The organism is Paenibacillus sp. Y660 (assembly GCF_057221575.1).
Map to the genome: position 1 here is coordinate 50,893 of NZ_JBXBBJ010000009.1, position 15,189 is coordinate 66,081.

A 15,189-nucleotide genomic window follows, 5' to 3' on the forward strand; every position below is an offset into this window, starting at 1 on the left:
AAACTTCGCTTCATTTCGTAAAATTAAATTGTGATAAATATAATATAGAGGAAATGGCAATAGACTGTCAATGACAGCCGCGGATCGAGTATGATTGAAGTGAGTCGTTTAAGTATGCTATAGTTACAGCGTTTATTTGAATTTGATGAAGGAGTGAGAATAATGTCCTATACCGCTAATGAGGTTGCAGAATGGATGCTAAACGAGTTGAAGGAGAAAGGAATTTTGCATCAAGGTGCTGCCGTTGAGCATATTAAGAGCCATTTTGGCGAATCTTTTATATATGTGAATGAGCATGGCAATCAATCGATTGATAAAGAAGTGAAGAAGGTATTCCGCAAGCTGCACAAAGGAAAAGCGGCTTGGGAAAGAGACGGCTTCTTCTGGGGCTGGAGTTAAATTTGCTTCGCGGCATAAGAAAAGGCGTTATCGCATAAGCTTGGCTTTGAAGCCAGCTCATACGATTAACGCCTCATATTCTCGTTTGAATATCGTTGATTATTGCATGCAGCCGATGATAAGACCAGCGATTACATATGAGATCAAGTGATAGCCTATTGTAATGAAGTAAAGGCCAAGCTTGTGTCCCTCGAATAAGTAGTTCATGCCGATTTTGAGCGAAATGCTAATTCCTATAAGCAGTCCTACGACTAATCCGCTCCAAATCGTTGTTTCATCCGCAAGCGTGAGCAGCAGCGCCAGTACAAATGAGCCGCCAAGCGCGGTCAAGGCTGTCAGCACATAGGTTAGTGCTCCGCCTCCCGACATTTCACTTTTTGATAAACCGCGATGCTTCATCCATGCATTGCCGAGCAAAATCGGGGAATACCATAAAAATCCAAGCACCATTGTCGCGATCGTTGCAAGCAATACAGCTACATAATTGACATCAGCTAGATGCACCATCCGCTATTTCCTCCTTTATTTAGTAAATCACATTTATTTTAGCAGAAAAAGAAGTCGGCTCGGTAGTGGAATACCCAAATTTCATAAGAACTTGACAAAGGTAACTGTAATCATTAAACTTACAGTATGGAAGTCATAAATAAGGCGGCGCTTGGACTAGGAAGTTTCAGAGTATCGTCTACTTTTTTACAGTAAATGTACTAAAAAAAGTTACAGTTAAGCAGGCGTTCTTACTATTAGGGATAGGTGGTGCTTAAAGATGAAATTCAGCACAAGCGACTGGGTACAAGGTAAAACGAAGGATGGCGAGCTTATTCACGGATTTGTCGAAACAGTCGATATTTTGCAAGGATTTGTAACCGTGAATGTTGTGAAATCAGATAACGAGGAAGTCATAGGGAAAATCGTTGCCGTTCGGTCATCCTGGCTCAAAAACGTATCCGACATTGCACTGGATGATGCCCAGATATTTCACAACGCAATCGACTTGGCATTAGATACATGGGATGAGGCTTGGTTTATGGAGCTTACGAATTCCCGGAAGGCTAGCGATGATGCGTCCAAATCCGGAGACCACTCAAAAGTATATTCATTCCCTGCCAATCGACTGGGGCAATCCGCATAAAGCGAGCGGGCTTGCTGCTTAATCATAGCAGTACCTAGAAGGATGATGCCATGCAGGCAGGCTGCTGGCGTCATCCTTTTTTTAATTGTGCGGGATGGGACATAGGTACAAGTGAAAGCGCAGCGAGATTATGATGGAGAAGCTGCTTCTGCAGGGTAGCGCGTTATTTGAGCTGTATGCCGATCCCAAGAGCTCGCGCGCGCCCTGCAAAATAATTCGCAACCGCCATATCGAACACCGCCATACCCATCGGGCAAAATAATACAGGCTCCGAAGCGGCGAATTTCGCAAGCGCTCCGCGGCATACGACATCGGTTAACGAGCTAGTCTGTGCTTTGGTTAAGCCCCGTTCGAGATGAAGCAGCTCGATGTCGGTATTCTCGCGGCATACCTCCTCCCAATCGTCGACAATTATCGCGGTAATACCGCGTATGGCTGACGATTCATAATCGCGCAAGGACACATCAAGCAGTAAGCTGCCTGCTGCCGGAGGGATATCGATATACCGCTCTTTGCTCACCGTGCACGTAATAATGAGGTCGCACTCGCTATATAATTGCTGCCAGCTGCCCGCTTGCCGAGTGCGGCTCCGCAGAGCGCTGTCAACACCGGCCAGATCAGGGCTATCCAGCTCGCAGCCCCGTATATCGTATACTTGGACTTCTTCTAATCGCTCCCCGAAAAGCGCACCGCACATGTCGTAATGAAGCCGGCCTACGGGTCCGAAGCCGATAATCCCAAGCTTAAATCGTCGCTCTGCGCCTTGCGCTTTAAGATAATGACGGATCAGCAAGCCGCTGACCGCTGCCGTTCGAGCGGCGCTTGGCAGAGGTGTGCCAAGCATAGCGTACGGAATGCCCGTACCGGCGTCATTTAGCAGCGTAACGCTGTGCGCGCGAGGCAAGCCGGCATCGATATTGCCGGGAAAGCTGGCAATCCATTTGATGCCGGCCGCCTGAACAGAACCGCCGATGTAAGCAGGCATGGCAATGATTCGATTGGCTGGATTGCGGTAACGCAAATAAGGCTTTATGGGCTGCGCATAGTCGCCGGAATCGATAATTCGAACCGCAGTCTCTATGCTGTCAACAAGCTCTCCCCAGTGCAAGCCGATGGTGCGAATATGCTGATCACCGAGATATAACACGGGCATTATCCTTTCGGTTATCGAATGTTATGCTTAGTTATCTGATTTAAAACGATTCTCTCCGAACTGCTGCTCCACCCATTCATCGCTAAATACGGTATCCATATAACGCTCCCCGCGATCATGCAAAATAACGACGCATACCGAGTCATTCGGCAGCTCATTCTCGATTGATTTCAAAGCGTGAATAACCGCGCCAGAAGAGGGTCCAGCCAAAATCGATTCCTTCGCTGCGAGCAGCCTGCAGCCGGCAACCATATCCAGATCGGCTACCTTTATCGCCTTATCCATAAACCTTGTGTGGCCAAAAGGAGGGATAATGCCAGTTCCAAGGCCGGGAAAACGTCTGGTGCCGTTCGCTCCGCCAAAAATAACGCTGCCTTCCGCATCGACCGCGACGATCTTAGTCGGAAGCTCATGATCGCGTGCATAATTAGCGCAGCCGAGCATCGTGCCGCAGGTGCTGACACCGCCAACTATATAGTCGACGTGGCCCAGCTCCTCGATGACTTCGCGCATCGTTCCCTCGTAATGGGACATATGGTTGTTCTTATTTGCGTATTGATTCGGCCAGAAGCTATTCGGCGTGCGCGATACAAGCTGCTGCACTCTGTGAAGCCTTGCAGGCAGAAATTGACCGGTTTCGGGATCCTCCTTGTCAACCATCTCAATATCGGCACCATAAGCACGCATAATCCGGATGTTCTGCTGTGTCGTCTTTGGATCGATGACGCTGATGAACCGCATGCCTAAATAGGAGCAGATGGCTGCAAGACTAATCGCCATATTGCCTGAGCTGGATTCAATAATGACGGAGCCTGGTCCGATAATGCCCTCATCCCATGCCTCATTGATGATGCGAGCAGCGGATCGATCCTTGGCGCTGCCTCCCGGGTTGAGCAATTCAAGCTTGGCATATACTTGAATGCCGCGATCATTCGCAAACAGCTTCGACAGCTGAATAAGCGGCGTATTCCCGATGATTGACAACAGATTTTTCCCCATTGGCTAAGCACCCCTCAAAAATACAATTTTTTTGATTTCACCGCCCCGCGCTCAAGCTGCTCCGTTTCCGCAGCGCGTGTCACTGTAATGCCGTCCAGCATGCGATTTTGAATCATTAGTCCGATCTCGCCAATTTTGTGCTCGATGGCATGCTGAATATGAACAAGCATGTCGTCTTTCAACAATTTACTTTGAATATGAATAGACAGCTTGTTATGACGAAGCCTTACGCGAAGCGCAGCATCGCTCACGAATTGGTGAACAACGCTTTCAATGTCGTATAAGCTGATTTTTTCCCCATGCTTCAGATCCGTGCCGATTCGTTTTGAAATACAGCTGAAGCATTGCCTCTCCCGCCCGTCAATGATAAGGGTCTGGAAATCGCGAACGACATCATAGGTGACGTATCGAATGGCCGGGAATAAGGTGCGCACGTAAGAGGTCAGCACAAGAACGGCCTCGTTTTGCTGCAAAGACTCGAATTGGTCGTCGATTTGCTCGGCGGGCAAGGCTTCGGCATAAATGCCGTCCTCGATGACATATAAGCCGTGCAGGTGAGAGTACGAGGCAATCGCGCCAATCTCAATCGAGCCATACGTATCGAGAATATGGCGAGGCTCGATTCCGAACCGGGCTGCCATATTGGACTGCCAGTGGAGAGGTGCAATTTCGCCGACAAGTATTATTTTTTTGATGCCATAATGCCGCGGATCGACTGAGTTGGAAGCAATCGCGTCCAAAATCGACGGCATCGTATAAAGAAGGTCTGGGCGAGTGGATTCCAGGCTTGCGATATGCTCTTCGATGGGCAGCGCAAAGGATAAGGAATCCGCCTGCAAGCCAAGTCGCGCAAAGATCGTCATGGCCGTATTGGCTGCATGCCCGGTACCCATGTCCGCTAATGCTTTGCGGATCGCCATTGGATGGTGCTCATGTAGGTCGGAAACTGCTAGCCAGTCCCTAAAGCAAGCTGTTTTCGCTTCGATGTAGCGCTCATCGTCCTCCTGTGAATAATAAATCGCCTTGCGAACACCCGACGAGGTGCCGGAGGTTCGGTAAACGGACAAATCGGCTTCGCTTCTAGCCTCTTGGGTGAAATAATGCTTTTCCAAAATGTCAGATGTGATAAGCGGCAGTTCGGTTAACCCGCATGCTTGTGGATCTATTCCGTGCTCATGAAGGAGAGACTTGTACCAAGGGTGCAGCTGGCTTATACGTTCGATTTGCTGCTGAATCGGGGTTAATAGCGACATTCGGTTTGAGCCTCCTGCAACTTGGATGAATGCGTTAATTAAGCATATGTCGCTAGCGTTTACAGGTTCGACTTATGCCGTCAGCGGCCTACATCCATTTTGCGAAAGGTTCGTATGCTATAAGGGGGTGAAGAAAGAACGGAGGGATAGGATGAAAAGCAAGCAAAAAAAGTCGCGGTCAGCTAATGCGTTCAGCAGACACATAGCGGATAAGTGGGCGAAGACAGAAGTATTGAAAAGTGATGCTGAGATAAGAAAACATTTGCCTATGACACAAATTTTGACGGAGAGCCGTTTGCGTGGAATGCTTGAGCAGTATGGAATGGTTTATGTGAAACCGGCAAAGGGATCTCAGGGACGCGGCGTGATGAAGGTGGAATTAAAGGAGGTTAAGCGGGCGGGCAGGTTCGTACAGAGCTATGCGTATCAGCTTGGCTTGAAGAAGCGAACCTTCACCACTCCTAAAGCGTTGTACCTTTCTATTTTGAAGGATGCGAAGGGGAAGGTCTATTTGATTCAGAAGGGTATCCACCTGCTTAGGCATAAAGGATGCCCTTTTGACCTTCGGCTCGTAGTTCAGCGGACGCCTCGCGGCAGTTGGGATGCGACTGCAACGGTGGGCAGGGTAGCCCATCCGCGCAAGATCGTGACGAACGGCAGTGCAGGGGGAACAATCTACCCAACGGCACATTTGCTGAGAAGCTACACGAGTTCGGCTAAGCTAACAAGCATGCTGAAGCAGATGGATCAGCTCGGTGTCCGCACGGCGACGCGGCTTCATCGCGCCTATCCCGGCATTGTCGAGATTGGTCTCGATCTTGCCCTCGACACGCAGTTGAAGCCATGGATCCTTGAGGTAAACACCTCGCCTGATCCTTGTCCGTTCGCGCTGCTTAAGGATCAATCGATGCTCCGTAGAATCGTGCGCTACGGCAAAGCAAACGGAAGAACCTACAGGCTTCGCTGCAAAAAAGCGAAGCGCGGGTTGTAAAGAGAGCTTCGCCGCCGCCGCATAGGGCATGTAAGGATGGAATCGGCGTGTGGGGAAGCTCGAAAAGCGGCTTTAAGCGCACATATGCGCTTAAAGCTGAAAAGTAACCCAAGTTAGTGGTCTATAAGCACGCATATGTGCTTATAGAGAGAATTCGGCGTGTGGGGAAGCTCGAAAAGCAGCTTTAAGCGCACATATGCGCTTAAAGCTGAAAAGTAACCCAAGTTAGTGGTCAATAAGCACGTATGCGTGCTTATTGAGAGAATTCGGCGTGTGGGGAAGCTCGAAAAAGGGCTATAAGAGCACATATGCGCTTAAAGCTGAAAAGTAACCCAAGTTAGTCGTCTATAAGCACGCATGCGTGCTTATTGAGAGAATTCGGCGTGTGAGCAAGCTCGAAAAGCGGCTTTAAGCGCACATATGCGCTTAAAGCTGAAAAGTAACCCAAGTTAGTCGTCAATAAGCACGCATGCGTGCTTATTGAGAGAATTCGGCGTATGCGTGCAGCTCGAAAAGCAGCTATAAGCACACATATGCGCTTATAGCTGAAAAGTAACCCAAATTAGTGGTCTATAAGCACGCATATGTGCTTATTGCGAGAATTCATCGTGAGAGCAAGCGCGGACATGTTGCCGGAGCAAGCGCTGCTGCGCCACTAAAGTCTAATCGGCAAGAAACAGCGATTCCATGGAAAATGCGGTGCGGAAGCGAAGGCTCTCGACGGGATCGCGTAGATCGCGGCCGGTGAGCCTTTCGCATTTTTCAAGGCGATAGGTGACGGTGTTGCGGTGGATGAACAGCTGCTTGGCAGTCTCCGCAAGCTGGCAATGCGTCTCGTAGAAGGTGCTGAGCGTCTTGAGCAAATCGCTTCGCTCCTTCCCTTCAATGCTGAGCATATCCTTGAACGTTTCCTCGTAATACTCCCGCAGCTCCTCCTTTGGAATCATCCGAAGCAAATTGTTGAAGTTTTTGGCGCGGTAGGGCAGAATGAACTGCTTCTTGTGCGCATCATAGCCGGTTTGCAGCGCTTCGACCGCTTCCTTGTAGGACAAGGGTACATCGGGAAGCTGCGAAACCGGATTGCCGATGCCGATCGAGATGGGGATGCCGTGCGTATCTCCTAGGCTGCTTGCTATCTGCTTCAGCTGCTCAAGAAACTTGCTCCCTTTGCCTTCTGTCACATCCTGGCTTGCATGCATAGCGATGAGGAAGCAGAAATATTCGTTCTTGGTAAATAGGACAAAGCGAAGATCCAGCTTCGAAAACTCGCCCTTCAGCAGGTTGTAATGGCGGTCGCGCTCGGAAATGAAGCGGCCGTCCGACTCAAGCGCGCTGGAGGGGCGAAGCAAGTCGAAGGACGTATCCCGCTTGGCGACAACGCTGATATAGACAGGATGGTTGAGCAGCTCGTAGTTTTTGCAGCGGTGCACAAGCTCCTGCTCGGAAGTGATCAATCCGTCGACGAAGTCGGAGAAAAACTCGTTTTTGTACCGCCGCGACCGCTCCTTGACGGCCTGCTTCTTCATAAGCTCCAGTCCGATAACGTTGGCGGCTTGCTCCATCGCATGCTTCGTGAGGTTGCTGAGCTGCCTGCTAATATCACTCATTAATGCAATTAAACAGCCTTCCAGCTGAAAAGTGACGATCGGATGAAGCACGGCCGACGAATATAGTGTGCCTGCGATCGATTGCAGAGGAAGCGGGATCGTAATGGAGCCTTGCAGCGGGGACGATGTTAGCTCTCCTTGGAGCTCGTTCATCAGCTTGGAATAGAGCTCCTCTGTCATGGAGCCGGAGCGCAAGAGCGGCCCGGAATGCTGGTTCATGAGCATGACTGGCGAATCGATGAGAATCGCGAGCGCTTCGATGACATCCTCTGTGCTTTTGCCCTGCATGATCATTTGAGAAAACTGCTTATGTGTCGTTAGGGCATAGTTCAGCTCATCGGTGCGCTTCTCCAAAATATGACTGAGCGAGTAGTTGGCAATATCCCCTAGCGATTGCTCCAGAGAAAGCTCGATAATCGGAAATTGCAGCTTCTCAGCGCGCTCGATGACATCCCTTGGCACCTCCTGCAGAAAACGTTTTGTCTTAAACGCAAGACCAGCACAGCCGACCTTCGCCATATTGGTTACGAGTGACAGCAGCTCTTCGGGGTTATCTTTCATCGCGTAGCCGGTCGTCAAGAGCAGCTCCTGCGGCTTTAAATAATGAATAATATCAGGTGCGTCCATGATATTCACCGATTGGACGCTATTTGTCATGCCGTCATGTCCGGCAATCACTTTTGCATTCGCGTAAATAGGGAGAGAAATGAGCTCTTTGAGCAGCATGACAGCACCACCAATGGTTTAATGTTATATTTTATGACATCAATATATCACTTAAGCAGCTTAGTGTAAATGTATGTTTGTCGAGGTTATTCAATGAATTCCGGCTATTTTTAGCTAATGTGCACAATGACAAGGAAACGAATTCGGATTATGATGTAGCTACACATCACCGACCAATGTAAGAAAAACTAACATATAAATGGATTAGGGTCGGCGAGTACCTGAAGTCGGTTGGCAATATCAAGTCGATTCCGGCTCCGGCATCCTACCAAGATCCAAGCTTGCTGAAAGAAGTGGATGCAAGCTTAATCGTGACGGAGCTGAAGCAGCAGTTGGATCAAAAATTCCGCAAATGGGCTGAGATTAGGCTCAATCTGCACGAAATAAGCAGCAAATCGGGCCGCTGACCTCATAGTCCGCGGTCTGATTTGTTTACAAAGCTGTATCCACTCGAAAATTTCATTAATGATGTTTACCTATTTGGCTATTTCGCCTCATAAAATGGAATCAGAGTGTTTAAGTGAAGCGAGAGCGAGATGTGCAGATTTAAACGATGTGCCGAGAAAGGCGGGAGTTAGATGGTTGGAAGAGATAAGCTGGATGTCATCATAAAAAATGGGACCGTCGTGTTGAAAAATGAAGTTCGCGTGCTGGATATTGGCATTAAAGCGGGGAAGATCGTTCAGCTTGGCGAGCGGCTGGATGGCGAGCAGGCGGGTGAGCTGGTGGATGCAGCTGGACTGACGGTCATGACCGGCATGATTGATGTTCACGTTCATTTGAACGAGCCGGGCCTTGGCGACTGGGAGGGCTTCGAGACGGGCTCCGCAGCACTTGCAGCTGGCGGCTGCACGACCTATGTCGATATGCCGCTGAACGGGATTCCGCCTACCGTTACCGTCAGCGCCATGCAGCAGAAGCTTGCCGCGGCGAAGGACCGATCCTATGTGGATTATGCCCTATGGGGCGGGTTGGTGCCAGGCAAGCTGCATGAGCTGATCCCGCTGCACGAGGCGGGCGTCGTGGGCTTTAAGGCGTTTATGTCATCGCCGGGCGATCCGAGCGAGGATGCATTCCGCGAGGCAGACGACTACACGCTGCTCGAAGGAATGAAAATCATCGCGAGCATGAACAAGGTGCTTGCGCTTCACGCCGAGAGCGAGCCGATTGTCGCAAAGCTTGGCCAAGCTATGCGGGAGGAAGGGCGGCTGTCGCCGGCTGATTATGTCGCTTCGCGGCCCATCATTGCCGAGCTGGAGGCGATTAACAGGGCGCTCTTTTATGCAGAGCAGACGGGCTGCGCGCTTCATTTTGTCCATATTAGCAGCGAGGCCGGCGTTCAATTGATCAAGCAGGCGCGTGAGAGCGGGATGAATGTAACGGTGGAAACCTGCCCGCACTATTTGACTTTAACGGCAGCCGATCTGTTCATATTTGGCGCAGTTGCCAAGTGCTCCCCGCCGCTGCGCGACACCGCGGAGCAAGAGAAGCTTTGGAGCTTATTGGCAAAGGGCCATATTGATATGATCTCGTCGGATCATTCGCCTTGTCCAGCTTCAATGAAGGAAGCGGACAACTTCTTCGAGGCATGGGGCGGTATTGCCGGCGCGCAAAGCTCGATGGAGCTTATGGTCGGGGAAGGCCATGTCAAGCGCGGTTTGCCGCTCACACATATCAGCGAGCTGCTTGCTGGCGGGCCGGCACGGCGATTTGGCCTGCAGGCTGCTAAAGGCGAAATACGAATTGGCGCTGACGCCGACCTTGTGCTGATTGATCTAAACAAAACGTACAGGCTGGAAGAGCGGCAATTGTATCAAAAGCATAAGCACAGCCCTTATATCGGCAGACAGCTTCATTGCAAAATAAAAGCTACCTATTTGCGCGGCAAATTGGTATATGAGGAAGCTGCGGGGCTCAGCGAGAGCAAGTATGGCCAATGGGTGAAATAGATTTGGCTATCGAGACAGGAGGAGCGGCTATGGAACAAAATGCACGTATCTCTCCGCAGGAGAAGGATCGGCTATTATCCCATTTTGAGACGCAGATTATGCAGGTGTTGAATTGGCTGGCCGCATTCAGCCCTGATGAAGAAGGCGGCATTACGCGGCTGCTTTATACCGATGGCTGGCTAGAGGCGCAGCAGGCGCTGGCACAGAAAATGGCAGGCTGCGGTTTGAAGACGGAATTTGATCATGTCGGCAACTTATTTGGAAAATTACTGGGCGAGGATTTGGCTGCGCCTTCTATTATAACGGGTTCCCATATCGATACGGTCGTTCAAGGCGGTATGTATGATGGAGCCTATGGCATTGCGGCAGGCCTGCTGGCGCTTGAATATTTGCAGCAACAGTTCGGCAAGCCGAAGCGTACGCTTGAAATCGTGTCTCTCTGCGAGGAGGAGGGCAGCCGGTTTCCGATGGCTTATTGGGGCTCGGGCAGCATTGTCGGGAAGCGAAGCTTTGAGCAAATCATGCATTTGCAGGATTCCGATGAGGTGTTCTTTACAGATGCGATGCAGCGCTGCGGCTTTGGCGAGGGAACGGGCAGGGATAGCCGCCGCAGCGACATTGGCGCCTTTATTGAAGTCCATATCGAGCAAGGTGCGGTACTGGAGAAGGAGGGCATTGCAATCGGGGTAGTCGAGACGATTGCGGGCCAGCGCAGAATGAAATTCGAGGTCATCGGCGAAGCGAATCATGCAGGAACGACGCCGATGCATATGCGAAGGGATGCGCTTGAGGGCGTGAGCATGATGATTCAGGCGCTTCGCCAGGAGACGGTTCGAATTGGGGAGCCGCTTGTAGCGACCGTCGGCAGGCTTTCGGTACAGCCCAATATGCCGAATGTCGTGCCGGGCAAGGTCATCTTTACGGTAGATGCGCGCCATGCCGATGGGCAGGTGCTTGATCGCTTTTGCCGATGGGTTATGGAGGAATTCAGCTCCATAGCAGGCGAGCGACAGCTAGCTGTCCATGGGACGGAATGGTTCCGAGAAGAGCCTGTGCCTATGCATAGCAAGCTCAAAGCGTACATGGACGATGTATGCAGCAAAATGTCGATTTCCTCGAAGCGGATGGTTAGCGGCGCGGGGCATGATGCCCAAATGTTCGAGCATATTTGTCCGACCGCCATGCTGTTCGTTCCGAGCAGGCGCGGCATTTCGCATTCGCCCGAGGAGTATACGGAGCCGAGCGAGCTCGCGGTTGGCGTACTCGTATTAACGGAGCTGCTTTACCGATTAGGCTATGAGGGGGAAGAGCTATGAAAGCTTATAAGGATCTATCGCCGTCGCCTCGTACGATTATGACGCCCGGTCCGGTCGAGGTCGATCCACGGGTGCTGCGAGCGATGTCTTTTCCCATATTGGGACAATTTGATCCCGAGTTTACGACGCTCATGAATGAGACAATGGGGATGCTGCGGCAGCTGTTCAAGACGGATAACGAGTGGGCGTTTCCCGTTGACGGGACGTCAAGATCCGGCATAGAAGCGGTGCTTGTCGGATTAATTGAGCCGGGAGATAAGGTGCTTGTGCCTATCTATGGGCGTTTCGGCCATTTGCTGACAGAGATTGCAAGGCGCTGCGGCGCAGAAGTCGTGACGCTCGAGAAGGAATGGGGCTATACGTTCGAAACGGAGGAGATCGCCCGCGCTATTCGTGAGCATCAGCCTAAGTTGGTGGCTCTTGTCCATGGCGAGACTTCAACGGGCCGGATGCAATCGCTCGAAGGAATCGGACAGGTGTGCAGGGAAGTGGATGCGTTATTTGTCGTGGATGCCGTTGCGACGATTGGCGGTATCGAGGTGGCGACGGATCGTTTGCTTATTGATGCGGTTATAGCCGGCACGCAGAAATGCTTGTCGGTGCCAGCCGGAATGGCGCCAATCACCTACAATAAACGGGCGGAAGCGAAGCTGCAAAGCCGCAAGAGAATCGAAAGGGGATTGCTTCTCGCCGATGGCGAGGATGATCCGCTGCTGCGCCCGATTCAGAGCAACTATTTGGATTTGAGCCAGCTTCAGGACTATTGGAGCCCGGCGCGGCTCAACCATCATACGGAAGCGACCTCGATGCTCTATGCGCTGCGCGAGGGTCTGCGCCTAGTGCTGGAGGAAGGGCTGGAAACGCGCTTTGCCCGGCACCGCGAACATGAAGGCGCGCTGATTGCCGGCTTGGAGGCGATGGGACTGCGGCTCTACGGGGACCCGTCCTGCAAAATGACCGTCGTCACCTGCATCGAAATACCCGCTGGGGTAGATGGAGAATCCGTCAGAACGATGCTGCTTGACTATTTTGGCATCGAGATCGCCAGCTCCTTCGGTCCGCTGAAGGGTAAAATATGGCGCATCGGCACGATGGGCTACAGCTGCAGCAAACGAAATGTGCTTCTTACGCTTGGCGCGCTCGAAGCGGTGCTGCTGCGCCATGGCCACCAGCTAGAAGCGGGCCGGTCGCTGCAGGCGGCGATGGATGCTTACGCGATGCAGCATAGCAACATGTAAGAGTCTATCTTTGATAGCTATTATTGAAGAGCCTATCTGCGAAAGCTATTCCCCACTTCCTAATGGAAGCGGGGAGCAATGCTTTCGTAGATAGGTTTTTTTATGCTGCAACATGGCAAAGGTTTACGGAACATATCAAGTTTTGTTTCATAAATGTAAATGATTGCAAAAAATCGATAAAGGAGGGAAAATAGTAGAGGAAATGATTACGGATAACCTTCATTGACAATACAAGAACAGTAACTTAAGATTTACCTATCCGATAGGTAGTAAGGTGAGGAGCGAGAAGCAGGCTATGGGGAAAATTCAAAAAATACTTGTACATGAATTGGTATCACAGGAAATTCAAAATTATATTCAAGAGAAAGATCTTCAAGAGGGGGACAAGCTGCCGTCCGTTGAGGAAATGACACAAATGTTCGGCGTTGGCCGTTCCTCGCTGCGAGAAGCATTGCGATATTTGGAAGCCATCGATATCGTTCGCGTGGAGAATGGCAAAGGCATTTTTGTCAGCGATGTCCACACCTTTAGATTTTCAGGGAAAGTTAAAATTGAGCTGGAACGCAATTACTTGCTGAATACGCTCGACATTCGCAGGGCGCTCGAAGGCAAGGCAGTGGAGCTGGCGTCGAGGAACATTACGGCTGCCCAAATCAAGGAATTGGAACAATGCCTTGAGCAATATCAGGCTTTGAAAGATAGTAATAGGGATACGTCTCAAATCGATCTTGCTTTCCATCGCTATGTGATCAGAGCTGCGCACAACCCCATCCTTGAAACCGTGATGGATTCGTTCTCCGGTCTATATGAGAAGTTCTTCAATGAACCATTAGGCGAAAAACGGCTTTTCGACGAGACTTATCCTTTCCATCGCACGATGTTCGACGCGATTGCCTTGCATGATACGGAAAAAGCTTTAGTGGAGTTTAATAAAATGATGGATTGCATTGAAGATAAAATTAAAAAATTTTAGCGGAATAGCGCTTTATTTTGTATTGACAAGGTAAAGCGCTTTCAATATAATCTACCTATCAGACAGGAAGACTGTATGATACATGTGATTTAAAGGGGGATTTAAATCGATGAAAACGCGTAAAAAAGGACTGGCTTCGCTGTTGGTTTCCATTTTGACGATCAGTATGTTAGCTGGCTGCGGCAGCAACAACGAAGAAGGCGGAAGCAAGAACGAAGGAAGCGGCAATGGTGAGAAGAAGGTTACGCTTCGCATGATTGAAAGCTTAACAAGCCCTAAGAGAACAGAGCTAATCCAGGCGATGGTCACTAAATTTGAGGAGGCCAATCCTAACATTAAAGTGGAATTTATCTCGCCTCCATTCGATCAGGCGGACAACAAAATCAGAACGATGCTTGCATCCAATGAACAGATTGACGTTCTGGAAGCACGTGATTTAAATGTAGCCGAGTTCGTGAATAACAGTTATCTCGAGCCGCTTAATGCTTATGCCGACAAGTGGAGTGATTACGGTACGCTAAGCGCCGTATCCAAGTCGGTCGGGTCGGTAGGCGATAAATTGTATTTCGTTCCTAACGGCCTTTACCAAAGACAAATGTTCTATCGTTCGGACTGGCTGAAAGAAGCGGGCCTAAATCCTCCGACAACATGGGATGAGTTGTATGAGGTTTCGAAGAAATTAACGGATCCTGCCAAAAATCGCTTCGGCTTCTCGTTCCGCGGCGGTTCGGGCTCCACAGGAACTACGGATGCAATGGTTCTCGCTTTCAATGGGGATAAGGTGAATCTGGAGGATTCCATGTTTACGACAGACGGAGCGTCGGTCTATTCCACGCCTGAAGCGAAAGCAGCTTTGGAGCTCTATCTGAAGCTCTACAAAGAGGGTTCTCCTCCTGACTCCATCAACTGGGGTTTCCAGGAGCAAGTACAGGCGTTCACATCAGGCGTAACGGGTATTCTGCTGCAGGATCCGGACGTTATTCAATCTTTGCAGGAGAAGATGACGGAAGGAACTTGGGCAACAGCACCGCTTGTAACCGGTCCGACTGGAAAAGCGTTGTTCGCCGCAGGCGGAGCAGGCTGGGCAATTGGAGCCAAATCCGAGTATAAGGAAGAGGCTTGGAAGCTGATTGAATTCCTCTCGAACCCTGAAGCGAACACTTCGTTCTCCAAGGACTACGGATTAATTCCGATTCATGCAAGCGCAACAGAAGACGAGTTTTTCAAAACCGGTCCGTACAAAACATTAATTGACATGACCAACAAACCAGATACATTCGTGAACTTCAAGCCGGCATTCCAATATCCGGGCAACGCGCAATGGGGTCAAGTCGCAATGGAGTCTGGGCAATCGCTTCTGCTCGGCAAAGCCAATGTGGATGAAACGCTTAAGAAGTGGGACCAATACTGGGCAGATGAGAAATCAAAATTAAACAAATAGCGGTTTGAAGTC

At 50.3% G+C, this 15,189-nt stretch carries 14 protein-coding genes; 9 read left to right on the plus strand and 5 right to left on the minus strand.

Annotated features, from left to right (window positions below; genetic code table 11):
• Positions 1–162 precede the first annotated feature (162 nt).
• Entirely contained in the window at positions 163–399 is a 237-nt protein-coding gene (locus AC2TDN_RS12700) for a DUF6953 family protein (RefSeq protein WP_482068393.1), read from the plus strand.
• Positions 400–498: 99 nt separating this feature from the next.
• Here the strand turns inward: AC2TDN_RS12700 and AC2TDN_RS12705 are convergent, their stop codons facing one another.
• The gene (locus tag AC2TDN_RS12705; RefSeq protein WP_484688234.1) at positions 499–906 is read right to left on the minus strand and encodes a DUF1761 domain-containing protein; all 408 of its coding nucleotides are present in this window, start codon (positions 904–906) and stop codon (positions 499–501) included.
• A 259-nt stretch (positions 907–1,165) separates the two neighbouring features.
• Here AC2TDN_RS12705 and AC2TDN_RS12710 point away from each other — a divergent pair, with 259 nt between their 5' ends.
• Positions 1,166–1,531, plus strand: a complete 366-nt coding sequence (locus AC2TDN_RS12710; protein WP_484688235.1) for a hypothetical protein — start codon at positions 1,166–1,168, stop codon at positions 1,529–1,531.
• A gap of 163 nt (positions 1,532–1,694) precedes the next feature.
• On the opposite strand, the gene AC2TDN_RS12715 is transcribed toward AC2TDN_RS12710, so the two are convergent.
• Genes AC2TDN_RS12715 through AC2TDN_RS12725 form a run of 3 tightly spaced genes read right to left on the minus strand, consistent with a single transcriptional unit; the run spans position 1,695 to position 4,936 of the window.
• Positions 1,695–2,678, minus strand: a complete 984-nt coding sequence (locus tag AC2TDN_RS12715) for a 2,3-diaminopropionate biosynthesis protein SbnB (protein WP_484688236.1) — start codon at positions 2,676–2,678, stop codon at positions 1,695–1,697.
• A 33-nt stretch (positions 2,679–2,711) separates the two neighbouring features.
• Entirely contained in the window at positions 2,712–3,683 is a 972-nt protein-coding gene (gene sbnA, locus AC2TDN_RS12720) for a 2,3-diaminopropionate biosynthesis protein SbnA (RefSeq protein WP_484688237.1), read from the minus strand.
• A gap of 14 nt (positions 3,684–3,697) precedes the next feature.
• The gene (locus AC2TDN_RS12725; protein ID WP_484688238.1) at positions 3,698–4,936 is read right to left on the minus strand and encodes a phenylacetate--CoA ligase family protein; all 1,239 of its coding nucleotides are present in this window, start codon (positions 4,934–4,936) and stop codon (positions 3,698–3,700) included.
• 151 nt (positions 4,937–5,087) lie between these two features.
• On the opposite strand from AC2TDN_RS12725, the gene AC2TDN_RS12730 reads away from it, so the two are divergent.
• Positions 5,088–5,927, plus strand: a complete 840-nt coding sequence (locus AC2TDN_RS12730) for a YheC/YheD family protein (RefSeq protein WP_484688239.1) — start codon at positions 5,088–5,090, stop codon at positions 5,925–5,927.
• Positions 5,928–6,589: 662 nt separating this feature from the next.
• Here the strand turns inward: AC2TDN_RS12730 and AC2TDN_RS12735 are convergent.
• Complete coding sequence (locus AC2TDN_RS12735; RefSeq protein WP_484688240.1) at positions 6,590–8,260, minus strand: PucR family transcriptional regulator; 1,671 nt, start codon at positions 8,258–8,260, stop codon at positions 6,590–6,592.
• A 281-nt stretch (positions 8,261–8,541) separates the two neighbouring features.
• Here AC2TDN_RS12735 and AC2TDN_RS12740 point away from each other — a divergent pair, with 281 nt between their 5' ends.
• The 6 genes from AC2TDN_RS12740 to AC2TDN_RS12765 all read left to right on the plus strand — a co-directional run bounded on the left by AC2TDN_RS12740 (position 8,542) and on the right by AC2TDN_RS12765 (position 15,177).
• Positions 8,542–8,667, plus strand: coding sequence for a hypothetical protein (locus AC2TDN_RS12740; RefSeq protein ID WP_484688241.1), 126 nt, complete (start codon positions 8,542–8,544; stop codon positions 8,665–8,667).
• A gap of 171 nt (positions 8,668–8,838) precedes the next feature.
• On the plus strand, positions 8,839–10,209 hold the full coding sequence (locus AC2TDN_RS12745; protein ID WP_484688242.1) for an allantoinase: 1,371 nt from the start codon (positions 8,839–8,841) through the stop codon (positions 10,207–10,209).
• Between the two features lie 29 nt (positions 10,210–10,238).
• The gene (gene allC, locus AC2TDN_RS12750) at positions 10,239–11,525 is read left to right on the plus strand and encodes an allantoate deiminase (RefSeq protein ID WP_484688243.1); all 1,287 of its coding nucleotides are present in this window, start codon (positions 10,239–10,241) and stop codon (positions 11,523–11,525) included.
• Positions 11,522–12,763, plus strand: coding sequence for a pyridoxal-phosphate-dependent aminotransferase family protein (locus AC2TDN_RS12755; RefSeq protein ID WP_482068403.1), 1,242 nt, complete (start codon positions 11,522–11,524; stop codon positions 12,761–12,763). Before allC ends, AC2TDN_RS12755 begins: the two co-directional genes overlap by 4 nt.
• Before the next feature lie 295 nt (positions 12,764–13,058).
• Complete coding sequence (locus tag AC2TDN_RS12760) at positions 13,059–13,736, plus strand: FadR/GntR family transcriptional regulator (RefSeq protein ID WP_484688244.1); 678 nt, start codon at positions 13,059–13,061, stop codon at positions 13,734–13,736.
• A gap of 109 nt (positions 13,737–13,845) precedes the next feature.
• Positions 13,846–15,177: an ABC transporter substrate-binding protein gene (locus tag AC2TDN_RS12765; RefSeq protein ID WP_484688245.1), complete on the plus strand. Its 1,332-nt coding sequence runs from the start codon at positions 13,846–13,848 to the stop codon at positions 15,175–15,177.
• Positions 15,178–15,189 lie beyond the last annotated feature (12 nt).